The sequence below is a fragment of the Achromobacter sp. E1 genome (assembly GCF_037039475.1).
GTDB classification, from domain to species: Bacteria; Pseudomonadota; Gammaproteobacteria; order Burkholderiales; family Burkholderiaceae_B; genus Achromobacter; species Achromobacter mucicolens.
Genome location: NZ_CP146253.1, coordinates 4,286,992 through 4,311,406 on the forward strand (window position 1 = coordinate 4,286,992; position 24,415 = coordinate 4,311,406).

Annotated in this window: 23 protein-coding genes; 16 read left to right on the top strand and 7 right to left on the bottom strand. The window is 67.1% G+C overall.

Annotated features, from left to right (window positions below; genetic code table 11):
* Positions 1 to 11: 11 nt before the first annotated feature.
* The 4 genes from V6V88_RS19915 (at position 12) to V6V88_RS19930 (ending at position 4,429) form a co-directional block, all read left to right on the top strand.
* The gene (locus tag V6V88_RS19915; protein WP_223576421.1) at positions 12 to 1,223 is read left to right on the top strand and encodes a CoA transferase; all 1,212 of its coding nucleotides are present in this window, start codon (positions 12 to 14) and stop codon (positions 1,221 to 1,223) included.
* On the top strand, positions 1,223 to 2,299 hold the full coding sequence (locus tag V6V88_RS19920) for an NADPH:quinone oxidoreductase family protein (RefSeq protein ID WP_223576422.1): 1,077 nt from the start codon (positions 1,223 to 1,225) through the stop codon (positions 2,297 to 2,299). The genes V6V88_RS19915 and V6V88_RS19920 overlap by 1 nt, the downstream gene beginning before the upstream one ends.
* On the top strand, positions 2,236 to 3,270 hold the full coding sequence (locus V6V88_RS19925; RefSeq protein ID WP_223576423.1) for a tripartite tricarboxylate transporter substrate binding protein: 1,035 nt from the start codon (positions 2,236 to 2,238) through the stop codon (positions 3,268 to 3,270). The genes V6V88_RS19920 and V6V88_RS19925 overlap by 64 nt, the downstream gene beginning before the upstream one ends.
* Before the next feature lie 133 nt (positions 3,271 to 3,403).
* A complete protein-coding gene (locus V6V88_RS19930) occupies positions 3,404 to 4,429 on the top strand; it encodes a histone deacetylase family protein (RefSeq protein ID WP_223576424.1) in 1,026 nt (341 codons plus the stop codon).
* A gap of 16 nt (positions 4,430 to 4,445) precedes the next feature.
* Here V6V88_RS19930 and V6V88_RS19935 read toward each other — a convergent pair whose 3' ends face one another.
* Positions 4,446 to 4,961: a GNAT family N-acetyltransferase gene (locus tag V6V88_RS19935; protein WP_223576425.1), complete on the bottom strand. Its 516-nt coding sequence runs from the start codon at positions 4,959 to 4,961 to the stop codon at positions 4,446 to 4,448.
* A gap of 304 nt (positions 4,962 to 5,265) precedes the next feature.
* On the opposite strand from V6V88_RS19935, the gene V6V88_RS19940 reads away from it, so the two are divergent.
* From V6V88_RS19940 to V6V88_RS19950, 3 genes are all read left to right on the top strand, one after another.
* Positions 5,266 to 6,399 (top strand): metallophosphoesterase, encoded by a 1,134-nt coding sequence (locus V6V88_RS19940; RefSeq protein WP_223576538.1) that lies wholly within the window; start codon positions 5,266 to 5,268, stop codon positions 6,397 to 6,399.
* Positions 6,400 to 6,709: 310 nt separating this feature from the next.
* Positions 6,710 to 7,588: an RNA ligase family protein gene (locus V6V88_RS19945; protein ID WP_223576426.1), complete on the top strand. Its 879-nt coding sequence runs from the start codon at positions 6,710 to 6,712 to the stop codon at positions 7,586 to 7,588.
* Positions 7,585 to 8,721 carry an AAA family ATPase gene (locus V6V88_RS19950; RefSeq protein ID WP_062842256.1) on the top strand — a complete coding sequence of 379 codons (1,137 nt, stop codon included), beginning with the start codon at positions 7,585 to 7,587 and terminating at the stop codon, positions 8,719 to 8,721. The genes V6V88_RS19945 and V6V88_RS19950 overlap by 4 nt, the downstream gene beginning before the upstream one ends.
* Before the next feature lie 6 nt (positions 8,722 to 8,727).
* Here V6V88_RS19950 and V6V88_RS19955 read toward each other — a convergent pair whose 3' ends face one another.
* Positions 8,728 to 9,627 (bottom strand): LysR family transcriptional regulator, encoded by a 900-nt coding sequence (locus V6V88_RS19955; RefSeq protein WP_223576427.1) that lies wholly within the window; start codon positions 9,625 to 9,627, stop codon positions 8,728 to 8,730.
* A gap of 71 nt (positions 9,628 to 9,698) precedes the next feature.
* Here V6V88_RS19955 and V6V88_RS19960 point away from each other — a divergent pair, with 71 nt between their 5' ends.
* The 3 genes from V6V88_RS19960 to V6V88_RS19970 all read left to right on the top strand — a co-directional run bounded on the left by V6V88_RS19960 (position 9,699) and on the right by V6V88_RS19970 (position 12,468).
* On the top strand, positions 9,699 to 10,946 hold the full coding sequence (locus V6V88_RS19960) for a CoA transferase (RefSeq protein ID WP_223576428.1): 1,248 nt from the start codon (positions 9,699 to 9,701) through the stop codon (positions 10,944 to 10,946).
* Positions 10,943 to 11,422, top strand: coding sequence for a MaoC family dehydratase (locus V6V88_RS19965; protein WP_062842259.1), 480 nt, complete (start codon positions 10,943 to 10,945; stop codon positions 11,420 to 11,422). The genes V6V88_RS19960 and V6V88_RS19965 overlap by 4 nt, the downstream gene beginning before the upstream one ends.
* Before the next feature lie 80 nt (positions 11,423 to 11,502).
* Positions 11,503 to 12,468, top strand: a complete 966-nt coding sequence (locus V6V88_RS19970; RefSeq protein WP_338616098.1) for a tripartite tricarboxylate transporter substrate binding protein — start codon at positions 11,503 to 11,505, stop codon at positions 12,466 to 12,468.
* A gap of 76 nt (positions 12,469 to 12,544) precedes the next feature.
* On the opposite strand, the gene V6V88_RS19975 is transcribed toward V6V88_RS19970, so the two are convergent.
* The 5 genes from V6V88_RS19975 to V6V88_RS19995 all read right to left on the bottom strand — a co-directional run bounded on the left by V6V88_RS19975 (position 12,545) and on the right by V6V88_RS19995 (position 18,272).
* A complete protein-coding gene (locus V6V88_RS19975; protein WP_056322842.1) occupies positions 12,545 to 12,919 on the bottom strand; it encodes a tautomerase family protein in 375 nt (124 codons plus the stop codon).
* Positions 12,920 to 13,045: 126 nt separating this feature from the next.
* On the bottom strand, positions 13,046 to 14,317 hold the full coding sequence (locus tag V6V88_RS19980; protein ID WP_142053976.1) for a glycine betaine/L-proline ABC transporter ATP-binding protein: 1,272 nt from the start codon (positions 14,315 to 14,317) through the stop codon (positions 13,046 to 13,048).
* Complete coding sequence (locus V6V88_RS19985; RefSeq protein ID WP_062842263.1) at positions 14,314 to 15,171, bottom strand: proline/glycine betaine ABC transporter permease; 858 nt, start codon at positions 15,169 to 15,171, stop codon at positions 14,314 to 14,316. The genes V6V88_RS19980 and V6V88_RS19985 overlap by 4 nt, the downstream gene beginning before the upstream one ends.
* A gap of 292 nt (positions 15,172 to 15,463) precedes the next feature.
* Positions 15,464 to 16,465: an ABC transporter substrate-binding protein gene (locus V6V88_RS19990; protein ID WP_223576430.1), complete on the bottom strand. Its 1,002-nt coding sequence runs from the start codon at positions 16,463 to 16,465 to the stop codon at positions 15,464 to 15,466.
* A gap of 514 nt (positions 16,466 to 16,979) precedes the next feature.
* Positions 16,980 to 18,272, bottom strand: a complete 1,293-nt coding sequence (locus V6V88_RS19995; protein WP_223576431.1) for a class I SAM-dependent methyltransferase — start codon at positions 18,270 to 18,272, stop codon at positions 16,980 to 16,982.
* Between the two features lie 157 nt (positions 18,273 to 18,429).
* Here V6V88_RS19995 and V6V88_RS20000 point away from each other — a divergent pair, with 157 nt between their 5' ends.
* The 6 genes from V6V88_RS20000 (at position 18,430) to V6V88_RS20025 (ending at position 24,414) form a co-directional block, all read left to right on the top strand.
* Complete coding sequence (locus tag V6V88_RS20000) at positions 18,430 to 19,629, top strand: Bcr/CflA family multidrug efflux MFS transporter (RefSeq protein ID WP_223576432.1); 1,200 nt, start codon at positions 18,430 to 18,432, stop codon at positions 19,627 to 19,629.
* A gap of 300 nt (positions 19,630 to 19,929) precedes the next feature.
* The gene (gene rpmB, locus V6V88_RS20005) at positions 19,930 to 20,166 is read left to right on the top strand and encodes a 50S ribosomal protein L28 (protein ID WP_050447723.1); all 237 of its coding nucleotides are present in this window, start codon (positions 19,930 to 19,932) and stop codon (positions 20,164 to 20,166) included.
* A gap of 37 nt (positions 20,167 to 20,203) precedes the next feature.
* A complete protein-coding gene (gene rpmG, locus V6V88_RS20010; protein ID WP_003810296.1) occupies positions 20,204 to 20,371 on the top strand; it encodes a 50S ribosomal protein L33 in 168 nt (55 codons plus the stop codon).
* 172 nt (positions 20,372 to 20,543) lie between these two features.
* Positions 20,544 to 21,773, top strand: coding sequence for an ABC transporter substrate-binding protein (locus V6V88_RS20015; RefSeq protein ID WP_223576433.1), 1,230 nt, complete (start codon positions 20,544 to 20,546; stop codon positions 21,771 to 21,773).
* Positions 21,773 to 23,650: an ABC transporter permease gene (locus tag V6V88_RS20020; RefSeq protein ID WP_142053972.1), complete on the top strand. Its 1,878-nt coding sequence runs from the start codon at positions 21,773 to 21,775 to the stop codon at positions 23,648 to 23,650. Before V6V88_RS20015 ends, V6V88_RS20020 begins: the two co-directional genes overlap by 1 nt.
* Entirely contained in the window at positions 23,647 to 24,414 is a 768-nt protein-coding gene (locus V6V88_RS20025; RefSeq protein WP_062842268.1) for an ABC transporter ATP-binding protein, read from the top strand. The genes V6V88_RS20020 and V6V88_RS20025 overlap by 4 nt, the downstream gene beginning before the upstream one ends.
* The last annotated feature ends 1 nt before the right edge of the window (position 24,415 follow it).

Consider the following 24,415-nt stretch of genomic DNA (forward strand, 5'->3'; position numbering starts at 1 on the left):
GCCCGATCCCCATGCAGACCCCGCCCATTGACGCTTCTTGCGGCCCCTACGCCGGACTGCGTGTGCTGGACCTGAGCCAGGGGATCGCGGGCCCGTACTGCGCGCAGATCCTGTGGCAGCAAGGCGCCGACGTCATGAAGGTGGAGCCGCCCGACGGCGACTGGGGCCGGCACGTGGGCGTTGTGCGCGACGACCAGAGCGCGCTTTCCATCGCCTACAACGCCGGCAAGCGCGGCGTGTGCGTGGACGCGCGCCAGCCGCGCGGCAAAGCGCTTCTTGCGGAGCTGGCGCAACGCGCGGACCTGGTGATCCAGAACTTCCGGCCGGGCGTGGCCGAGCGCATGGGGGTGGGCTACGACAGCCTCGCGGCGCGTTGCCCCGGTCTTGTCTACGTGTCCATCAGCGGTTACGGACCGGACGGCCCCTATGCCAACGCGCCAGCTTCGGATTCGGTGATGCAGGCCGACAGCGGCCTGATGTTCGCCAACCAGACGCCCGCCGGCGAGCCCCGCCGCATCGGCCTCTTGATGGCAGACATCGCCACCGCGCTGTACGCCGTGCAGGCCGCCAGTGCCGCGCTCTACCAGCAGGCGCGCAGCGGCCGCGGCCAGCATGTGCAGCTCAGTCTGCTTGCCGCCTGCGCGGCCTTGCAGGTGAACGACATTCTTGCCTACGGCATCGCGGGCCAGCGCGAGGCGGTGGCGGTCAGCGCGCCCAATGGCGTGTTCGACACCGCCGACGCGCGCCTGTCGGTGCTGGCGCTGAACAACGATCAGTTCGCGCGCTTGTGCCGCGCGCTGGAGCGGACCGATTGGCTGGCCGATCCGGCCCTGTCCACCAACGCGGGGCGCATGGCGCAGCGCGACCGCCTGCATCGGGAAATGGCCGAGCAACTGGCGCTGCATCCCGCCGCGCACTGGGTGGAACGCCTGACGCGCGAAGACGTGCTGCATGCCCGCGTGCGCGATTACGACGGTCTGGCCGCGCATCCGCAGGCCGCGCACCTGGGATTGCTGGAACCGCTGGCGCAGCCGGGCGGCGAGCCGCTGCCGTATGCGCGCGCGGCCGGCGCCTTGTCGCGCCGGCCCCTTGCCGCCGCGCCCGCGGTCGGCGAGCACACGGTCGAGGCACTGACCGATTGGGGCATGCCGCGCGGACAGATCCAGGCCCTGCTTGAGGCAGGCGTGCTGCGCCAGGCTGCTTGCAGCAAGGAGGCCGTCTGATGCGCGCCCTGGTCTGCCATCGCCACGGTCCGGTCGAGGACGTCGTGCCCGGCGAGCTTGCCGACGCGCCCGCCCCCGCCCCCGACGAGGTCACCATCGCCATCGAGCATGCGAGCGTCAGCCATGCAACCAAGCTGCTGATCGAGGGGCGCTATCAAAGCCGTCCGCCCCTGCCCTTTGCGCCCGGCACGGAGGCCGCCGGCCGCGTCATCGCCTGCGGCGCCAAGGTCACGCGCCTCAAGCCCGGCGACAGAGTGGTGGCGCTGGCGCGTTGGGGCTGCTACGCCGAACGCCTGACCGTGCCCGAATACACCGTCTATCCGGTGCCCGATGACTTGCCGCTCCTGAGCGCGCTGCCCATCCCGATTTCGTACGGCACCGCCTGGACAGCGCTGCTCTGGCGCGCCGCCATGCAGCCCGGCGAGACGGTGCTGGTACTGGGCGCCGGCTCCGGCGTGGGGCTGGCGGCCGTCGAGATTGCGTCGGCACTGGGCGCGAGCGTGATCGCCTGCGCCAGCACGCCGGAAAAGCGCCAGGCCGCGCTGGACGCGGGCGCGGCCCATGCGCTCGCGGCCGATGCGCACATGCCGCAGGCCGTCAAGGCAGCCTGCCTCGGGCGTGGCGCGGACGTGGTGCTGGACGCCGTGGGCGGCGACGCCTTCGAACACAGCGTGCGCGCCGCGGCGGCCAACGCGCGCATGGTGTCGGTGGGTTTCGCCAGCGGCCGCATTCCCGACGTGCCGCTGAACCTGCTGCTTGTGAAGAACATTGCCCTGCATGGGTTTTTCTTTGGCCGCTACATCGGCTGGACGCCCGCGGACGAACGCATCGTCCACGCGCCCGCCGTGCAGCGGACCATGTCCACCCTCTTCGACTGGGCCCGCCGCCAGCGGATCCGGCCGGCTGTAACGGCGATCTATCCGATCACCGGTCTTGCCGCAGCACTCGCCGCCCTGGAAAGCCGACAAGTCGTCGGCAAGGTGGCGATCAAAATAACGACGGAGACAACCCCATGCGTACCCACGACTTCCGGCGCGCCGCCTGGCCGCGCCGCGCCCGCGCAGCGATCGATGTAGCGCCCCGCATTCGTCAGCTTGCAGCCTTGGCCCTGGCGGCCAGTTGCGCCTGCTTTACGGTCGGGGCGCAGGCAGCCGATGCCTACCCCAGCAAGCCCATCACCATGGTGGTGCCCTACCCCCCGGGCGGCCCGACCGATATCGTGGCGCGGCTGGTGGCCGCGGAAATGTCCAAGACCATCGGCCAGAACATCGTCGTCGACAACAAGCCGGGCGCCAGCGGCATGATCGGCGCGGACCTTGTGGCGCGCGCCGCGCCCGACGGCTACACGTTCCTGGCCAACGCCTCGCTGCATGTCATCAACCCGTACATCTACGCGTCGATGCGCTATGACGCCTTCAAGGATTTCGTGCCCATCACGCAGCTGGCGGACGTACCGCTGGTGCTGGTGGTGCCGCAGACGTCCAAGGTGCGGACCGTGCAGGACCTGGTGGCGCAGGGCAAGACCCAGCCGCTGAACTTCGGTTCGGCCGGGTCGGCGTCTGCGCAGCAGCTTGCGGGCGAGTCCTTCAAGGTGCGCACCGGCCTGCCGATGCAGCATGTGCCCTACAAAGGCAGCGCACCCGCGCTGACGGATCTGGTGGGTGGACAGATTCAGCTGATGTTCGATTCCATGCCGTCGGCCATGCCCTTCATCAAGTCCGGCAAGCTGCGCGCGGTGGCGGTCACGACAAGCCGGCGCGTGGATGAATTGCCCGACGTGCCCACGATGGCCGAGTCCGGATTTCCGGGCTTTGACATCAGCACCTGGTACGGCCTGTGGGCGCCCAAAGGCACGCCGCCGGCCATCGTGGCCAAGCTGTCCGAGCATGCGGCCCGGGCGCTTCGCCAGCCGAATGTCGTGACGCAGTATGCGGGGCTGGGCGCCAAGCCGGTGGGATCGGACCCCGCGACGTTTGCCCGATTCAACGTGTCGGAAGGCGAAAAGTGGCGGGACATCGTCAAGGCGGCGCAAATCAAGCCGCAGTAGTGGGAAACGCGGGCCGCAAAGACCTTCGGACCGGACGCGGGCACGCGCGGCGCGGGTAATCCCCCATAAGCAGCGCCGCGCCGCTGGATAAGAATTCAGGGTTCTCGAGCCAACCAGTCCAGAGGTCCCAGGCATGAAGGCGTTCTTTCACGACGATCAAAAGCTTCACCACCCGCAGACCTATTTTTCTCGCGGCAAGATGCGCACGCCGCAGGAGGTGCCGTCGCGGCTGGACGGCCTGGTGCAGGCGGCGCGCAAGCTGGGCTTCGACGTCCAGGCGCCGGCCGACGACGGGGCGGGCGCGATCGCGGCGGTGCACAGCCTGGATTACCTGCGCTTTCTGCAGGATGCGCATGAAGACTGGATGAAGCTGCCCGGAGACTGGGGCGGCGAGGTCGTGTCGAACGTCTTCGTGCGCGAACCCAACGCGCTGCGCGGCGTGCTGGCCAAGGCCGGGCGGTACCTGGCCGACGGCAGTTGCCCGGTTGGCCCGAAGACCTGGCATTCGGCCTACTGGTCGGCGCAATGCGCCATCGCGGGCGCCGATGCGCTGCTGGCCGGCGACCGCAGCGCCTACGCCATCTGCCGCCCGCCCGGCCACCATGCGCGGCGCGATGCCGCGGGCGGCTTCTGCTACCTGAACAACGCCGCCATCGCCGCCCAGCGGCTGACCCGCCGTTTTCCCCGCGTCGCCATCCTGGACACCGACATGCACCACGGCCAGGGCATCCAGGAAATCTTCTACGAACGTAGCGACGTGCTGTACGTCTCCATCCACGGCGATCCCGAGAACTTCTACCCCGTGGTGGCGGGCTTCGAGGACGAGCGCGGCGCCGGCGCGGGCTATGGCTACAACATCAACCTGCCCATGCCGCACGGCTCGCCGGAATCCGTGTTCTTCGAGCGGCTGGCGCAGGCGCGGCGTGCGATCGCATTGTTCCAGCCCGATGCCCTGGTGCTGTCGCTGGGCTTTGACATCTTCGAGAAGGATCCCCAGGCCATGGTCAGCGTGACGGAAGACGGTTTCGAGCGCCTGGGCCGCGAGGTCGGCGGCCTGAGCCTGCCCACTCTGATCGTGCAGGAAGGGGGCTATTACATCGATGGGCTGGAATCGAATGCGACGCGGTTTTTTGCGGGGCTGACGGGCGCTGGACGTTAGCGGATGCCCCGGCCAGTCACGCGCCGCCGGCAACCGGCAGGCGCATCGCCACACGCCGCTGCGCGGGCAGCCCGTGCCGGGCTTCCGCTTGCAGCACCGCGTAAAGCCGCGTCCCGGGCAACGCGGTCTCCTCGCGAAATCCCATCCGCGCATACCACGGCGCGTTCCAGGCCAGATCGCGAAAGGTCGTCAGCGTGACCGCGGACAGCCCCGCCGACGCGGCATGGCCGCACGCGGCCTGCACCAGACGCTGACCGAGCCCCATCCGCTGATGTTCGGCATCGACCGCCAGTTCCCACACATGCAGGTCGTCGTCAAAGCGCTCCGCGCATAGAAATCCGCACACGCGCTCGGCGTCCTGCGCCACCCACACCGTGCCCTGCGCGATCAGGCGCCGATGCGCGTATTCGGACATGACCGCATCGTCCGCGATCCACGCCAGCCCGGGCGCGGCGCGAAACACCGCCGCCGCGGATCGTTCGATGGCGGGCAAGAGGATGGCATCTTCGGGACGGGCGAAACGGATCGACATGGGGCGCAGGAATCTCCAAATGCAGACGCCCGCGATTCTACGCCGCGCCAGTCCGGTGTCTGACACCCTCAGTCCACACCCTCAGTCCGGTGTCTGACACCCTGGTGAGATGCACTTCAATGCGCCCGGCTGTCTCCAGGGTGTCAGACACCGGACTGGCGCGGCCCCCGCCAACCCGCCCCATGTTTCAATCCCCCCCCCGCAATCCGTTGTTTAATCGGCGATCCCTCGCGGGACACTTCGCCTGGGCGGCAGCAATAGCCTGGCCCCGGCGATTCCAACAACAAGATTCAGGATGTCGCACGTGTTTCATGTCATCACCGCGTTTATCGCGCTCTACGTCATCTGGCGCTTCGTCTGGCGTCTGCGCTGGCCGGCCGCCGGCAAGGTGTTGCTGTCGGCATTGGTGCTGCTTGCCGCCGAACATCACCTCATCACCCGCACCTTCTTCGGCACCATGGCCTCGCCCGAGGTGCCCGCCGCCGTCCTGATGGCGCTGGGCTGGGCGTTTGGCGCGCTGATTCTGCTGGCCGTCTTCCTGTTCGTCTCGGACGTGGCGGGGCTTGCCGTGTCGTTGTTTTCGCGCCGCCGCGGCCGCGCGCTGCTGGGCTGCCCGCGCCTGCGCGCCGTGTCTGCCGTGGCCGCGCTGGCGCTGTCCGCGCTGGGTGTCTGGCAGGCGGTGCGCGTGCCGCAAGTCGAAACCATCGAGGTCGCCCTGCCCAATCTGCCGCGCGCCTACGACGGCTTTCGCATCGTGCATCTGACCGACCTGCACGCCAGCCGCCTGCTGCAACGCGACTGGATGCAGGCCGTCGTGGCGCGCGCCAATGCGCTTGAACCGGACCTGACGCTTATCACCGGCGACCTGGTCGACGGCACGCCCGCGGCCCGCGCCGCCGACGTGCAACCGCTGGCCGATCTGCGCGCGCCGCATGGCGTGGTGGCGATCCCCGGCAACCACGAGTACTACGCCGAATACCTGGGCTGGCTGCAGGCCTTCGAGAAGCTGGGCCTGCGCATGCTGCTGAACGAACACATGGTCCTTGACCGCGACGGCCAGCCGCTCGTGCTGGCGGGCATCACCGACAGCGTGGCCGCGCGCGTCGGCCAGCCGCTGCCGGATATCGACGCGGCCATGAAGGGCGTGCCGCCGTCGTCGGCGGTCATCCTGCTGAGCCACCGGCCGGTCGGCGCCAAGCGCCACGCGCAGGCTGGCGCCGGCCTGCAGTTGTCGGGCCACACGCACGGCGGCCAGATCCTGGGCCCGCACCTCATCACGCAACTGGCCAACGAGGGCTACGTGTCCGGCATGTATCAGGTCGGCGGCATGCAGCTTTACGTGAGCAACGGCGCGGGCCTGTGGCCGGGCTTTCCCATCCGGCTCGGACGGCCGTCGGAGATCACGCAGATCGTGCTGCGCGCCGCGCCTCCTGCCTGACGCTGGCGAGCGGCCCACTTCGGCGGCGCATTGACAAGCGCCGCCGCGCTGACTTAGCATTCGGCCCTGCTTTTTCAACCCTTGCCATTTTCTGGGTGCAACCGTGTCTGCCATTCGTCAATTCGCCTGAACGCCGACGAGTACCGTCCTGGTACCGCGGTCAGCCTGCCCGCATTCGCTGCTCAACGCCATGTCATGAGCACACCCCGCCCGGCAGGCGCGGATCCAGGAAGCGCAACACCACCCCATCTCTGCTTCCCCTCCCGTAAAGACTGCGTTGTCGGCTTTTCCCATCTGCTGGAGAAGACCCATGACGCTGGATTTCTGCGCCTACGCGCAATCGCTGGACCTGTTCCGATATCCCCGAACGCCCCACCTGGAAGGCTCGCGCCTGCAGGAAGGCGACGAAGGCCACGACCACGTGCCCTACCGCGCGCTGGCGGGCCAGACCCTTGTCGTTGAAGAAAAGCTCGACGGCGCCAACACGGGCATCAGTTTCAGCCCGTCGGGCGAACTGCTGCTGCAATCGCGCGGCCACTATCTGGTGGGCGGCGGGCGCGAACGGCAGTTCAGCTTCATCAAGGCCTGGGCCGCCGCGCATGCGGACTGGCTGCTGGACCGGCTGGAAGACCGCTACGTGATGTACGGCGAAACCCTGTCGAAAAAGCACTCCGTGTTCTACGACGCGCTGCCGCATCACTTCTTTGAATTCGATGTACTGGACCGCCGCACCGGCCAATTCCTGTCGACCGGCGCGCGCCGCGCGCTGCTGGCCGGCGGCCCGGTGCTGTCCGTGCCGGTGCTGTACGAAGGCCCGGCGCCCGCACGGCTGGCCGATCTGAAGGCCCTGCTAAAGCCTTCGCTGGCCAAGACGGCCGGCTGGCGCGACGCGTTCGAGGCCACCGTGCTGCGCGAAGGCCTGGACCTGGCGCGCGCCTGGAAGCAGTGCGACAAGTCGGATCTGTCCGAAGGCCTCTACATCAAGGCCGAAGCCGACGGCAAGACGCTCGCCCGCTACAAGTGGGTGCGCCGCGACTTCGTGCAGGCCATCCTGGATTCGGACATGCACCATTCGGAGCAGCCCTACATCCCCAATCTGCTCGCCGACGGCGTCGACCTGTACGCGCCGCGCCTTGCGGTGGACTGGGACACCTTGCGCGGCGCCACCCGCGACGGAGAGACATCATGAACTACGAACAGATCCGGGCACTGGTTCCCACGTCAGCGCGCGGCGTAGATTACGCCGCGTGTCTGGCGGCCTTTCCCGCGCTGGAGCTGGCCAAGACCACGCCGCAGGACCCGCGCTATCACGGCGAGGGCGACGTATGGACGCACACGCAAATGGTCGTGGACGCGCTGCTCGCGCTGCCGCAGTACCAGGCTGCATCACGCGCCGACCAGGAGATCGTGTTCCTGGCGGCGCTGCTGCACGACGTGGCCAAGCACAGCACCACGGTGATCGACCCGGTAACGGGCGCCATCGGCCAGCCCGGCCATTCGCGCAAGGGCGCGATCGATGCGCGCATCGCCTTGTGGGACGCCGGCGTCCCCTTCGCGGTGCGCGAAGCCATCTGCCGGCTGATTGCCACGCACCAGGTGCCGTTTTTTGCGCTGGAAGGCTCGCGCCGCGGCCGCTCGCCCGAATTCATCGTTCGCGAGCTGTCCTGGCAGGTGTCCCTTCCGCTGCTTGCCATGCTGGCCGAGGCCGACATGCGCGGCCGCATCTGCGCGGACGCGGGCCGCGTGCTGGACAACATCGCCCTCTTTTGCGAACTGGCGCGCGACGAAGCGTGCTTTGGCCAGCCCCGCGCCTTTGCCGATGCGCACACCGCCGTCAGCTATTTCCGCGGCGCGGACGTGCATCCGGACTACGCCTTGTTCCAGGAGCCCGGTTCGCGCGTCATCGTGATGTCGGGCCTGCCCGCCTCCGGCAAGAACACCTGGGTGGCGGCGCATCATCCCGACCTGCCGGTGGTGTCGTTCGACGATGCGCGCGAGGAACTGGGGCTGCGCCACGGAAAGAACGAGGGCATGGTGGCGCACCTGGCCGTCGACCGCGCGAAGGCCCTGCTGCGCGCCCGCGCGCCCTTCGTGTGGAACGCCACCAACCTCAGCGAACTGATGCGCAAGAAGACGCTGGACCTGTTGTACGCGTATCAGGCCGACGTTGAGCTGGTGTATCTGGAAAAGCCGCGCGCCGAACTGCTGCGGCGCAATGCCCGGCGCGACACGTCGTTGTCCAACAAGACCCTGACTGGCATGCTGCACCGCTGGGACCTGCCGCTGCCGACCGAGGCGCACCGCGTGGTCTACGCGGTGTAGCGCCGGTCAGGCCGGGGCCGGCGCCAGCATGCTGTCCCGCAGCCGCAGCACGGACGCGCAGGAGGTGTCGCGATGCGTCACCAGCGACAGGGACAGCGCGCCCTGCGCGTCCGCGTCGGTCAAGGGCACAAAGGCCACATGCGGCGTCGAATAGGCACGGGTCACGCCGGGCACCAGCGCCACACCCAGGCCGCTGGCGACCAGGCTGACCAGCGTCTGCACCTGGATCGCTTCCTGGCTGATCCGGGGCGAAAACCCCGCCTTGTGGCATAGCGCCAGCGTCACCCCGTTCAGCCCCGGCACCTTGGCCGGCGAATACAGCACGAAGTTCTCGGAACGCATGCGTTCCAGCGCGATCGGGCCGGCGCCGGCCAGCGGATGCCCGGCGGGCACGGCCAGGATCAGATCGTCGCGCTCGACCACCCAGGAATCCAGTTCGTTGTCTTCGGCCAGCGGCCCGCGCACCAGGCCGGCGTCAATTTCGTTGCCGCGCAGCATCGCCACCAGGCCGACCGTGCTGTCCTCGCGCAGATCCAGCTGCACGTCCGGGTATTGCGTCCGAAAGGCGGGCAGGCAACGCGGCAGCAGCATGTAAGTGGCCGAGCCCACGAAGCCCAGCCGCAGCGTACCCCATTCACCCAGCGCCACCCGGCGGGCAGCCTGGCGCGCCTGGTCGGTATGAAACAGCGCGCGGCGCGCGTCGGCCATCAGCGCGTCGCCCGCCGGCGTCGTCGAGACGCCCTTGGCGCCCCGCACCAGCAGCGGCACGCCCACCGCGTGCTCCAGTTTCTGGATCGACACCGACAGCGCCGGCTGCGCGATGTGCAGCGCGTCGGCCGCGCGGCGGTAACTGCCCAGTTCGGCAATCGTGACGAACTGCCGAAGCTGGCGCAAATCTATAGCCATAACAGATTCCGTATCAAGCAATACCGAAGCCATATTAGACGCGTATGTGCGGCGCCGATAGGATTTCCGCCATGACCACGCCTCCCTCCCCGACCGTCTCCGCGCTGGACGGCATCCGCATCCTGGACCTGACCTCCGTCGTGTTCGGCCCCTATGCCTCGCAGATCCTGGCCGACTACGGGGCGGACGTCATCAAGGTCGAAGCGCCCGGCGGCGATTCCACCCGGCACACCGGCCCCGCGCAGGAGCCCGGCCTGTCCGCGATCTTCCTGGGGCTGAACCGCAACAAGCGCAGCATCGTGCTGGACCTGAAGCAGCCGGCCGCGCGCGAGGCGCTGCTGACGCTGGTGGACCAGGCCGACGTGCTAATGCACAGCATGCGGCCTGCCAAGATGGCCGCGCTGGGGCTGGACCCCGCCACGCTGTGCGCCCGCAATCCGCGGCTGGTGTATGCCGGCCTGTATGGCTTTGGCGAAGGCGGCGCCTACGACGGCCGCCCGGCCTACGACGACATCATCCAGGGCCTGTCCGGGTTTGCCGACCTGGTGGGCCGCCAGACCGGCGCGCCGCGCTACCTGCCCACCGTCGCGGCCGACAAGACTTGCGGCCTGATCGCCGCGCACGCCATCCTGGCCGCGTTGTTCCAGCGCGAGCGTACGGGCCAGGGCCAACAGCTGGAGGTGCCCATGTTCGAAAGCATGGCGTCATTTGCGCTGGTGGAGCATTACTACGGCCGCCATCTGGCCGATGCGCCCGGCCAGGCCGGTTATCCGCGGGTGCTGACGCCGTGGCGCCGGCCCTGCCCGACCGCCGATGGACACGTCTGCCTGATGCCCTATACGGACGCCCATTGGCGCGATTTCTTCAACGCCGCCGGCCGCCCCGACCTGGCGCGGGACGCGCGCTTTGCCGACATCTCGGCGCGCACCCGGCACATAGAGACGCTGTACGAACTGCAGGCGGGCATCGTCGCGGCCCGCGACACGGCGTACTGGCTTGCCCTGTGCGAGCGGCTGGAGATTCCGGCCGCGCCCGTGAACCGCCTGGAAGACCTGGAGACCGATCCGCACCTGGAGAGCGTCGGCTTCTTCGTGCCGCTGCAAAGCGCGTCCGGCAGCCAATACCGCTTTCCCCGCAACCCGGTGCGCCTGCAGCAATCCAGCGTGCCGCCCGCCATGCCCCCGCGCCTGGGCGAGCACACCCACGAAGTGCTGCGCCAGGCCGGCCTGGCTCCGAGCGCCATCGACGCCCTGCTGCAAGCGGGCGCCGCCGGCCAAGCGCCCTCCCCCTCTTCCGACAACGCCAAGGACACCGCATGACCCAAGACCGCAACGCCGCGCCCGCCGCCCAACTGGGCCAGGGCTACTACTGGCAGGACCTTACCGTCGGCCAGCGCTTCCAGACGTTTCGCCGCACGGTCACCGAGACCGACATCGTCAACTTCATCAGCGTCACGGGCATGCTGGAGACCATCTTCATCGACGCCACCTACAGCCACGGCGCGATAAAGGGCCGGCCCGCCCCCGGCGCGCTGACCTACGGCCTGATCGAAGGGCTGATCATGCAGGGCATGGTGCAGGGAACGGGCCTGGCGCTGCTGGAAGTCCACAAGAAAATGATCGCGCCCGTGGTGGCCGGCGACACGATCTGGGCCGAGATCGAAGTGACCGGCGTGCGCCCCACCTCGCAGCACAACCGCGCGGTGGTCACGTCCGCGATCGACGTCCGCAACCAGCATGGCAAGCCGGTGATGGCCTACACGGCCGTGCGCATGCTGGCCGGCAGACCCGGCTGAATGCCCCTGCGGCGGCACGAGTCCCGGCAGAGGACGCGGCCGCCAGTTCGCAGTACCCATAACAGCACAAGGAGACAACCATGAAAAAAGCAATGCTGGCCGCGACGCTGGCCATTCTGGCGCTGGGAGGCGCCGCAAGCGCCCAGGCCGCATGGCCCGACCGCCCGATCACGATGGTGGTGCCCTTCCCGCCCGGCGGGCCAACCGACCTGGTGGCGCGCGTGCTGGCCAAACAGCTCACCGACCAGCTCGGCCAGACCGTCGTCGTCGAAAACAAGGGCGGCGCCAACGGCAACATCGGCATGCAATACGCGGCCGCGGCCAAGCCAGACGGCTACACGGTGCTGTACAACACCTCGTCCATCGCGCTCAGCCCCAACCTGTACCGCTCGCTGGCGTTCGACCCGGTCAAGGACTTTGCGCCCGTCTCCAGCACGGCCGTCATTCCACTCGTCCTCCTGGTGCATCCCTCGGTGCCCGCCGACACCGCATCCGCGTTTGTCGACTACGCCCGCAAGCATCCCGGCAAGCTGTCGTATGGATCGGCGGGCGCGGGCAACGTCACGCACCTGGGCGCGTTGCTGCTCCTGAAGTCGCTGAACATCGACGCGGTCCACGTGCCCTATCGCGGCAGCGCTCCGGCCATGACCGATCTGGTCGGCGGCCAGGTCCAGGTGATGACCAACACGCTGAACGACTCGCTGGGATTCATCCGCGAAGGCAAGCTGCGCGCCCTGGCGGTGACCAGCGAGACCCGCAGCGACCAGTTGCCCAAAGTGCCCACGGTGGCGGAAACGGTGGCGCCGGGCTTTGGCATGGGCGCCTGGCAAGGCGTCGTCGTGCCGGCAGGCACGCCCGCGCCCATCATCGACAAGCTGAACGCCGAGATCCTGCGCGCGCTCAAATCCCCGGAAATGCAGAAGCAGCTCAAGGTGCAGGGCGCGCAGGCGCTGGGGTCGACACCGCAGGAATACGCCGCCTACATCAAGAGCGAGATCGCGCGGTGGGGCGAGGTAGTGAAGGCGGCAAACGTGAAGCTGGACTGACTGCGCAGCCCACGTATTCGCCCAAACGGAAACGCCCGCGGCAAGCGGGCGTTGTCTGTTCTGCCGGCGGGACGGATCAGCGTCCGGCGGCCTTGGCGCTCAGTCCATTAGCCACGCCCATGTCGGTCTTGGGCACGTCGCGCAGGATCACGCGCACGTCTTCGCCCGACATGTCGAGGCTGGCGCACACGGCCTGGTTCAGCGCCGCGATCAGCGCGGCCTTCTTGGCCTCGTCGCGCCCTTCGATCAGGTCCACGTCCACGCGCGCCATGCGCTTGCCGATCTCGCCCGCCACGATCACGTGTTCGGCCGGGATTTCGTGCAGCACGGCGCGCACGCTGGGCACCGGGGCCGCAATGCTTTCGACCACCGCGTTGGACGCCGCCTTCAACAGGGCGGCTTTCTGGGCGGCCGAATGGCCTTGCATGATCTGGACGTTCAAGAGGGGCATGACAGGTTCCGAGGGTGCATGACGAGGAAAGCCGGCCAAGCCGGCCGGCAAGCCATCATATCGTGACTGCGCCCGCGTGCAAGCAGGTGCACGCGGGCGCATGGGGTCATGCCGACGATGCGGGGATCAGGCGGCGGCCTTGCCCTCGCTTTCCTGCTCGGGCTGGGCCGTCAACGCAGCGGCATCGGGCGTGGCGGCGGTGTCGCCCGCCACCTGCGTCTCGGTCAGGGCCGGGGTCACCAGCTCGACGACCTTCTTGCGCGACAGCATGCCCAGGAACTCGTCGTCCTCGCCCGTCACGGCGACCGGCTGGTCGCTGTGCACCAGTTGCGCCAGCACCTCGCCCAGTCCCGCGGTTGCGGGCACCGACGCCAGGTCCTCGACGAAGCGGGACACGTCGCGCACGCCTTCCTGCATCGCCTTCTCGGCGGCCTCGGCGGTCAGCACGCCAGCCAGACGCTTGCCATCCAGCACCGGGGCGTACTCGTAGTTCAGCGCCTTCATGCGGTCCACGGCGTGCGCCGGGCGCGAGCGCATCGTCAGCGTCAGGCGCGCCGGATTCACGGCGTGCGTGGCGTTGAGCACCTTGGTGCGGTTCACGTCTTGCAGGAACGACTGCACGTAATCGTTGGCCGGGTTCAGCAGGATATCTTCCGGCGTGCCCTCCTGCACCAGTTCGCCGTCTTTCAGGATGGCGATGCGGTTGCCCAGGCGCAGCGCTTCGTCCAGATCGTGCGTGATGAAGACGATGGTCTTGTTCAGCTTGGCCTGAAGCTGCAGGAGCTGGTCCTGCATTTCGCGGCGGATCAGCGGGTCCAGCGCGGAAAACGCTTCGTCCATCAGCAGGATCTCGGCGTCGGTGGCCAGCGCCCGTGCCAGGCCGACACGCTGCTGCATGCCGCCCGACAGTTGATGCGGATACTGGTTCTCGAAGCCCGACAGGCCTACCTGTTCCAGCCATTCGCGGGCGCGCTTCTCGCGTTCGGCCTTGCCAACGCCCTGCACGGTCAAGCCGTACGCGGCGTTGTCCAGCACGGTGCGGTGCGGAAACAGGCCAAAGCGCTGAAACACCATGCTCATCTTCTTTTGGCGGAAGATTTCCAGGTCGCGCTTGTTCAGGCTGACCACGTCCACGCCGTCGACCAGGATGTGGCCCGCGCTGGGCTCGATCAGGCGGTTGAAGTGGCGGATCAGCGTGGACTTGCCCGACCCGGACAGCCCCATGATGACGTAGATGCTGCCTTCTTCGATGGACAGGCTGATGTCGCGCAGGCCGAGCGTGTGGCCGCTCTTGGCCAGCAGCTCTTCCTTGCTCATGCCGCCCTGCGCGGCTTGCAGCCATTTCTTCGGATGCGCACCGAAAATCTTGTAGATGTTCTTGACTTCGATCTTGCTCATCGCTGGCCTCCCGTGCGCATGCGCTGTCCATACGATTGCGTGATCCGGTCGAACAGCACGGCCAGCACCACGATACCCAGGCCGGCAAGCAGGCCCCGGCCCACTTCCAGGCGGTTGATGCCCAGAAGCACTTCATAACCCAGGCCGCGCGCGCCGATCATCGACGCAATCACCACCATCGACAGCGCCATCATCGTGGTCTGGTTGATACCGGCCATGATGTTGGGCAGCGCCAGGGGCAGCTGCACGCCGAACAGCTGCTGGCGCGGGTTGGCGCCAAAGGCGCGCGATGCTTCCAGCACTTCGCGGTCGACCAGGCGGATGCCCAGGTCGGTCAGGCGGATGAGCGGCGGCACGGCGTAGATGACGGTTGCGATGATGGCGGGGATCTTGCCCAGACCGAACAGCATCACGACAGGAATCAGATACACGAAGCTGGGCATGGTCTGCATCACGTCCAGCACGGGCAGCATGCCCGAGCGCAGCCAGTTCACCCGTGCCATCAGCACGCCCAGCGGAATGCCGATCAGCACCGACAGACCAGCGGCCATGATCATCAGTGCCAGCGTCTGCATGCCGGCGTCCCACAAGCCCAGCACGCCGATGACGCACAGCAGCGCGCCCATCGCCAGGCTCAGGCCGATGCGGCGGCTCACGCCGTAGGCGATCGCGATGGTCACCACGACGACCGCCCACCAGGGCGAATTGCGCAGCAGTTGCTCCAGCCACACCAACGCGTGCAGCACGGGCTGGGACATCTTTTCCAGCGTGTCCGCGTAGTTGGTGACCAGGTGATCGACGAAACCGTCGATCGCCCCCCGTACCTGACGGGCGGGAATAATTTCAGGAAACATACATTCGACTCCATTCTGGCGCGCTCGCCGCCCGTGTCGCCACCGGGCACGCTGGCGCAGGACAAGACATCGAGACTGAGACTGGCGCCAGGCACCCGGAAGGACCGCTGATTGCGCAAATCCATTCCGCATCGGTGCCCGGCACCGGAATCACTGCCACCGCGGGTGGCGGCACAAGCACGCTTGCCGGGCCGGACGCATGCGCCCGGCCGGCGGCCATCCCGGCAAAGAGTTTCGGCCCCTTGACGGGCCGGTACGCGCCACCGCGGCGCGCAGCCAGGATCACAGTGCTTTACAGCGCGCTTTGGACGCGCCCGGCGACGTCGGCGGGGACCCACTTGGTCCAGACGTCGGGTTTGTTCTTCAGGAACCACTTGGCCACGGCGTTGGACTCATCGCCGGACTCTTCCATGTGGGCCAGGGTTTCATTGATGACCGGCAGCGGCACCGAGACCTTGGACAGGAATTCGGTCAGCTTGGGCGCATCTTCGGAGAACTTGGTGTTCACCGCGGTAAAGACAGGGTTGTCGGGGTAGGCGCTGGGCTCGGGCTTGGCGCACTTGGGCGACGTCAGGCACTTGTGCTTTTCAGCATCGTAGGCCGGCAGGTCCAGCTTGACCAGATCCATGGCGCCGACCAGCGGCGTGGGCGACCAGTAATAGAAGACCACGTTCTGCTTGCGCTTGTAGGCCGACATCAGGGCCGCCTTCTGCGCCGCGCCCGTGCCGGGCGAGTACAGCGTGTAGGTGTCGTCCAGCTTCAAGGCGTGGAACAGGTTGTTGCTGGTGACTTCGCAACCCCAGCCGGCCGGGCAGCCATAGAAACGGCCCTTGCCGGGTTCTTCCGGATCCTTGAATTCATCCTTGAACTTGGGCAGGTCCGCCGCCGACTTCAGCTCGGGCAGACGCTCGGCCGTGTACTTGGGGATGTACCAGCCTTCGGCGCCCATGTACAGATCACCAATGCGCTTGACCTTGCCGGTCTTCTCGGCGCGGGCCCAGGGATCGGCCACGCTGTTCAGCCAGATCTCGGTGTTGATGTCCAGATCGCCGCGCTCAAGGGCGGCCAGGGCGGGCAAGGTTTCGGTGGGCAGGGTTTCGGTCTTGCAACCGTAGCCCTTTTCCATGATGAATCGCTCGACGTCGACCAGGACCAGGTTGGATTCCCAGTTCATGGCGCCGAACATGACCGGACGCTTGAGTTCACATTGCGGGGCGTCGGCGGCTTGGGCCGAACCAGCAAACGCAAACAAAACGGCCGCGGCGGCCAGGGACTTGACAGGGGTAAAACGCATTGGCTTTTGCCTCCATAGGTTCAGGCACTCACGCCAGGATGAAAGCCTGGGCGGCACCGTGGAGCTAAGGGGGTTGTGCGGAAGACGGGCTGAACCGCCAATACAAACCGACACTAGCAACAAGACTGCCCGCGAGGGATGCGGCGTCTTGCAAGACAGGGAGCTTCAAAAACGGGTTTTCGAATACTCACAGAAAGAGAACAAACTGAACGAAGAAGGCAGCATCTTAAACGAAATTGCTGCGCCGCCCAACCCCAGGGGTGAATGAAACAGATACATTCGCGGCCAAATTACCCCGGGAAAACCCCAGTAGATCAGGGGGAAACGGCAGATTTCTCCTAAGAAGACCAAACCCGAAAAGGCTGATACATTTAGTTAATATTATGTGCCTATTAATACGTTCAGTGCGTTCCAGAGTGCGCCGCAACACGGGAATTGGTTCCAGAAAGTGCAAACATTCGTACCACATACGATGGTTCCAATCGATGCCATCCCGATCCGGCCAGTCAAAGGTTCAAACCGCGGCGGTGGCCCCCTCAGTACCCGAACCGCGATCCCCATACATATAGTCCCGCCGCCACGGATAAGACAGATCCCCTGGCCCGTCCAGTTCGTCCGCGCGGCCCGACGCCGGATGCTGGACAAGAATCTGATGCAGCGCGATCCACCCATGTTCGAACGCCATGGCGCAGCCGGCCAGATACAGCCGGTACGCGCGCAGCGACCGCTCGCCCTGGTCCCCGCCCAGGATGCGGGCCGCTTCGGGCAAGCGCGCCTCCAGTCCATCGCTCCAGGCCCAGAGCGTGCGCGCATAGTGCGGACGCAGGTTCTCCACGTCCAGGTCTTCCAGCCCCCCATTGGCCAGCGCCTGCATCACCACGCTGACGTGCGTCAGCTCGCCGCCCGGAAAGATGTACTTCTCGATGAACTCGCCCATCCCGTTGCCAAGTTCGGCGTTGTACACGCCGGCCGCGGTGATGCCGTGATTCATGATCAGCCCGCCCGGCCGGAGCAGCCGCCGCAGCTTGGCAAAGTAGCCTTCCAGCTGCGCGCGCCCCACGTGCTCGAACATGCCGACCGATGCGATCTTGTCGTAGGGCTGCGATTCGTCCAGTTGGCGGTAATCCAGCAGCATCATGCGGACCCGCCCGGACAATCCCTTCTCTTCGATCAGCCGGCTGACGTGCGCATGCTGGTTGCGCGACAGCGTGATGCCGGTGGCGTCGACGCCGTAGTTTTCGGCGGCCCACAGCAGCAGGCCGCCCCATCCCGCGCCCACGTCCAGGAACCGCTCGCCGGCCGACAGACGCAGCTTGCGGCAAATGTGATCGAGCTTGGCCTCCTGCGCCTGCGCCAGCGTCATGCCGGTTTCGCGGTAGTAGGCGCACGAATAGACGCGGCGCGGATCCAGCCACAGCGCGTAGAAGTCGTCGGACAGGTCGTAGTGGAACTGAATCTGTTTGGCGTCGCGCTCGACCGAATGCCGCCACACCGACATCACCTTGCGCACCAGCTCGGTCAGCCATCCGCCCCGCGCGGCGTCCATGGGCGAACCGGGCAGAAGCTTTGCCGCGGCCGCCATGACGTCGCGCATGCGCCCTTCGATATCGATGCGGCCTTCGACGTAATCCTGGCCCAGCACGCCGACGGCCCCTTCGGCCAGATGGGCCAGCGCACTCTTGTCGTGCGTCACGAACCGCACGCGGGGGGACGGCGCGCCGAGCACGGCGCCATCGGGCAGCACGAGCTGCACAGGGACAGGCAGGGCCTGAAGTTTGCGTTCCACGACAGATAGCAAAGGATTCACGGCTTCTCCTCCGGATGCGTAGCGGCGCCAGGGACGCTATTGGAAAGCACCCGCAATTTTCCTGTAAGCCAGCCCATGATAAAGTCCCCGGCTTGGCGCGGCCAGTACAGCCCCTGCACCGCCACGCGCCCTGTCCCTGCGTTTCATCGCGATCTACATGCCCCCATCACAGACATCCCGCAGCAGCCTGCCCGGTTGGCTCATCCTCATGGGCGCGCTGACGGCCATCGGCCCGTTCGCCATCGATATGTATCTGCCCGCGTTCCCCACGATCGCGGCCAATCTCGGCGTCTCCCGCGGCGATGTCGAGCGCACGTTGGCGGCGTACCTGATCGGCCTGGCGATGGCGCAGGTGTTCTACGGCCCGATGGCCGACCGCTACGGCCGCAAGCCGCCGCTGCTGGTGGGCCTGACCCTGTTCATGATCGCCTCGCTGGGGTGCGCGCTGTCGGGATCGGTCGAAGCCCTGACCGGCTGGCGCGTCGTGCAGGCAATGGGTGGCGCGGCCGGCATCGTGATTCCGCGCGCGGTCATCCGCGACCACTACGAGACCCACGAGGCGGCGCGCGCCATGTCGCTGCTGATGCTCATCATGGGCCTGGCGCCGATCCTCGCGCCGCTGATCGGGGGCCAGTTGCTGGCCATCACCTCATGGCGCAGCCTCTTCTGGGTGATGCTCGCGGGCGGCGCGATGCTGATGACGGCCGTCATCCTCATCATGAAGGAATCGCTCACGCCCGAGCGCGTGGTGCCGCTGCGCTGGAGCACCATCCTGAAGAACTATCGCGGCCTGTTCGCGCACCGCGGCTTCATGTCGCACAGCCTGGCGGGCGGTTTTGGCCAGGCCGGCATGTTCGCGTACATCATCGGCTCACCCCGCGTCTTCATCGAACTCTACGGCGTGCCGCCGCAATACTACGGCCTGCTGTTCGGCACCAATGCGCTGTCGCTCATCATCTGCTCGCAGATCAGCGCGCGGCTGCTGCGCACCTACACCCCGCGCCAGTTGCAAAGCCGCGCGCTGGTCACGCTGGCCTGCGCCAGCCTCGCCGCCGTCGCGCTGACGCTGGTTGGGCTGCTGACGCTGCCGCTGCTGATGTTGTGCCTGATCTGCTACATGGGCAGCCAGGGCTTCGTGAACCCCAACTCTGCGGCGCTTGCGCTGGCGGACCAGGGCAAGCGGCTGGGCGCGGCGTCCGCGCTATTGGGGACGCTTCAGTTGTCGTGCGGCGCCCTCGCGGGTTTCGCGGTCAGCGCCTGGCAATCCGACACCGCCCTGCCGCTGACCACCACCCTGGCGGCCTGCGCATGCCTGTCCTGGACGGCCGGGCGTGTGGCGCGTTCGCACACCGCGTAGCCCTGCAGCTTGATTTACTTAAGATTTTCGTATTAGAATCGCGGTCTTCACATGAAGTTTCCCGTGCAGGACTACTATGCTTTGTAGTTCAGCACTCTGACCCCCAACCGCGTGTTGTGAATGCAAGCGGGCGGCAGGCAGCGGGTATAAGCACTGGGGTGAAATCACTTTCCCCCTCATCCACTAAGACTGGGTGGCCGGCCAAGGCAGCGTACAGCAGCCTTCACAGCCCGGCGGCTAAACCCCCGTCTACTCCCCCGAAGCGATGCGCGGCAAGAACGACACTAAAGAGGTGCATCCATGGCACGCGTATGCCAAGTGACCGGCAAAGGCCCGATGGTGGGCAACAATGTTTCGCACGCAAACAACAAGACCAAGCGTCGCTTCCTGCCCAACCTGCAATCGCGCCGGTTCTGGGTTGAAAGCGAAAACCGCTGGGTTCGCCTGCGTGTTTCTGCCAAGGCCATCCGCACGATCGACAAGAACGGCATCGAAGCCGTGCTGGCCGAAATGCGTGCCCGCGGCGAAATGGCCTAATCGGCCGCCCCGCCAATCTACATACTAGGAGCACGACATGGCCAAAGGTATCCGCGAAAAGATCAAGCTCGAGTCGACCGCCGGCACGGGTCATTTCTACACGACCACCAAGAACAAGCGCAACATGCCCGAGAAGATGCTGATCAAGAAATTTGATCCGGTCGCTCGCAAGCACGTCGACTACAAGGAAACCAAGCTGAAGTAATTCAGCCGGTATCCCGAAAAAAGGCCCTGTCATGCAGGGCCTTTTTTATTGCCGGCTTTTTATTGCCATTAATTTGCCGCTGCGCCGAGGCCCATGTTTCAATTAGGCCGCACCGGCGGCGCCCCAGGCGCGCGCGAGGCCCGATTCATCTTCAGCCTGCGATTACTCCACCATGATCCGTCCCTGCCTCACTTTGCTGCGCCGCGCGCTTGCGCCCGCGATCCTGGCCCTGGCCCTGACTCCGGCCGCCCCCGCCACCGCCAAAGACAAGGAACCGCCCATCCGCATCGGCGAGATCAACAGCTACAAGGCCATTCCCGCCTTCCTGGGCCCGTACAAAAAGGGTTGGCAACTGGCGCTTGAAGAGGTCAACGCCGCGGGTGGCGTGCTGGGCCGCAAACTCGAAGTCATCTCGCGCGACGACAACGGCAATCCGGGTGACTCGGTCCGCGCCGCACAGGAACTGCTGGCGCGCGAAAAAGTCGAGCTGCTGTTCGGCGGGTTCCTTTCCAACACCGGCCTGGCGCTGACCGATTTCGCCAAGCAGCAAGAGGTGTTCTTCCTGGCCGCCGAACCGCTGACCGACAAGATCACCTGGCAGGAAGGCAACCGCTACACCTACCGCCTGCGTCCGTCCACGTGGATGCACGTGGCGGCGGTGGCGCCCAAGGCGCTGGCCCTGCGCAAGAAGCGCTGGGCAATCGTCTACCCCAATTACGAATACGGGCAATCCGCCGTGGCCACGTTCAAGGCCATGATGCAGTCGTTCCAGTCCGACGTGGAATTCGTCGCGGAACAGGCCGTGCCGCTGGGCAAGGTGGATGCCGGCGCGGTGGTGCAGGCGTTGGCCGACGCCAAACCCGACGCCATTTTCAACGTGCTGTTCGCCGCCGACCTGACGCGCTTCGTGCGCGAAGGCAACACGCGCGGCCTCTTTGAAAACATGCCGGTCGTGTCGCTGCTGTCCGGCGAACCCGAATATCTGGAACCGCTGGGCGCCGACACCCCCACCGGCTGGATCGTCACCGGCTATCCCTGGTATGCCATCGACACGCCGGCCAACAAGACCTTTGTCGAGGCCTACAAGAAGCGCTTTAACGAAACGCCCAAGGTCGGGTCGGTGGTCGGCTACGCATCGCTGATGTCGATCGCGCAGGGCCTGAAGGCCGCCGGTTCCGTGGACACGGAAAAGCTCGTCGACGCCTTTGCCGGCCTGAAGGTGGACACGCCCTACGGCCCGATCCAGTACCGCAAGATCGACCATCAATCCACGATGGGCGTCTACGTGGGCGTGACCGCGGTCGAGGACGGCAAGGGCATCATGAAGGACTTTGCCTACATCGACGGCGCGCGGCTGCAGCCGCCTGACGAACAGGTGCGCAAGATGCGGCCGGCACACTGATGAATGTGTCCGGGCTGCTGCTGCAGCTGCTCAATGGCCTGGCCGACGCCAGCGCGCTGTTCCTGGTCGCCGCGGGCCTGTCGCTGATATTTGGCGTGACCCGCGTGGTCAACTTCGCGCACGGCTCGTTCTACATGCTGGGCATCTACCTGGCCTGGACTTTCACCAGCCATTTCGGCAGCGGCGCGGGTTATTGGTTCGGCCTGCTGCTGGCGGCGCTGGCGACCGGCCTGATCGGCGCGGCGGCCGAGCTTCTGGTGCTCAAGCGCCTTTACCGCGCCCCCGAACTCTTCCAGCTGCTGGCGACCTTCGCCCTCGTCCTCATCATCGGCGACGCGGCCCTGGCCATCTGGGGCCCCGAAGACCTGTTCTCGGCCCGCGCGCCGGGCCTGTCGGGCGCCGTGCAGATCCTGGGCCGCCGTTACCCTGAATACGACCTCCTGCTGATTGCCGCCGGCCCCATCGTGCTGGGGCTCTTGTGGCTGCTGCTCATGCGCACCCGCTGGGGCCGGCTGCTGCGCGCCGCCGCTGAAAACCGCACCATGCTGGCGGCGCTGGGCGTGAATCAGGCCTGGCTGTTCACGTCCGCCTTCACGCTGGGCGCGTTCCTCGCCGGCCTGGGCGGCGCGCTTGCCGCGCCCCGCGTGCCCGCCACGCTTGGCCTGGATCTGGAAATCATCGCCAGCGCCTTTGTCGTGGTGGTCGTGGGCGGCTTGGGATCGGTGCCGGGCGCGTTCCTGGCGGCCGTGCTGATCTGCTCGGTCAAGGCGCTGTTCGTGTTCCTGGGCCAGGTCGCCATCGGCCCGTGGGTGTTCAACCTGTCCAAGCTCACGCTGCTGGCCGAATTCGCCGTGATGGCCGTGGTGCTGGTCGTGCGGCCGTGGGGCCTGATGGGCAAGCCCCCCGCCCCAACTTCGCACGCGGGCATGCCGGAGCGCCCCATATCCCCGGCGGGCCCCCGCCTGCGTCTGGCCTATGGCGTGCTGCTGGCCTTGCTGGCGCTGGTGCCCGTCGCGACGCTGTACTGGCCCTACCTCAGCATCCTCATGACCGAGATCCTGATCGCCGCCCTGTTCGCCGCCAGCCTGCACTTTCTGACCGGGCTGGCGGGCATGACCTCGTTCGGCCACGCCGCCTGGTTCGGACTGGGCGCCTACGGCGCGGCGCTGCTCCTGAAACTGGCCGCCATCCCCATGGAGGCGGCGCTGCTGCTGGGCCCGTTTGCCGCCGCGTTCGGCGCCCTGGTGTTCGGGTGGTTCTGCGTGCGGCTGTCCGGCGTGTATCTGGCGATGCTGACGCTGGCGGTCGCGCAGATCCTGTGGGCCCTGACCTATCAATGGGATGACGTGACCGGCGGCAGCAACGGCCTGACGGGCTTGTGGCCGTCGGCCTGGCTGGCGCAGGGGCCCTGGTTCTACTACCTCACGCTGGCGCTGTGCGCGGCCGGCGTCTGGTGGCTGCGCCGGCTGGCGTTTTCGCCGCTGGGTTTCGCGCTGCGCGGCGTGCGCGATTCGGCCTTGCGCGCCGAAGCGCTGGGCATGGACACGCGCCGCATCCAGTGGGCCGGATTCGTGGCCGCCTCGTTCGCCGCGGGCCTGGCGGGCTCCCTGTACGCATTTTCCAAGGGCAGCATCGCGCCCGACGTGCTGGCCGTCAGCCGCTCGGTCGATGGACTGGTGATGGTGCTGCTGGGCGGCATCCAGACGCTGGCCGGCCCGCTCGTCGGCGCGGCATCCTACACCTGGCTGCAGGATGCCGCGGCGCGCAGCACCGAGTACTGGCACGCGGTGCTGGGCCTGGCGATCCTGGCGCTCGTCATGGCCTTCCCCGAAGGCCTGGCGGGCGCTGCCGCCCGGCTGCGCAGGAGGTCCGCATGACCCCGGCCGCCCCCCTGCTGCAAGTGCGCAACCTGCGCAAATCCTTCGGCGGCATCGACGCGCTGGCCGATGTGTCGTTCGACCTGGAAGCCGGCCACATGCTGGCCCTGATCGGCCCGAACGGCGCGGGCAAGTCGACCTGCTTCAATGTGTTGGGCGGCCAGTTGCGCCCCGACTCGGGTTCGGTGCGGCTGGACGGGCGCGAACTGGTCGGCCTGTCGGCCGGCAAGATCTGCCGGCTGGGCGTGGGCCGCAGCTTCCAGACCGCCGCCACCTTCCGCTCGATGACCGTGCTGGAAAACGTTCAAACCGCCCTGCTGTCGCGCGACCGGTTGCTGTTCAACCCATGGCGGCGCGCCGGCCGCCATGCGGTTGAAGAAGCGAAGACCCTGCTGTCGCAAGTGCAGATGGCGGACAAGGCCAGCGAGGCGTGCGGCACGCTGGCCTATGGCGACGTCAAGCGGGTGGAGCTTGCGATGGCGCTGGCGCACCAGCCGCGTCTGCTCTTGATGGACGAGCCCACCGCCGGCATGGCCACCAACGAACGCCACACGCTGATGCGCCTGACCCGCCAGTTGGCGGACACGCAGCGCATTGCGGTGCTTTTCACGGAACACAGCCTGGATGTCGTGTTCAAGCACGCAGACCGCATCGCGGTGCTGGTGCGGGGCGGCCTGCTGGCCGAAGGCGCGCCGGCCGCCATCGCGGCCGACGAACGGGTCAAGGCCGCTTATCTGGGCACCGAGACGCCGCAGAAAGCCTGAC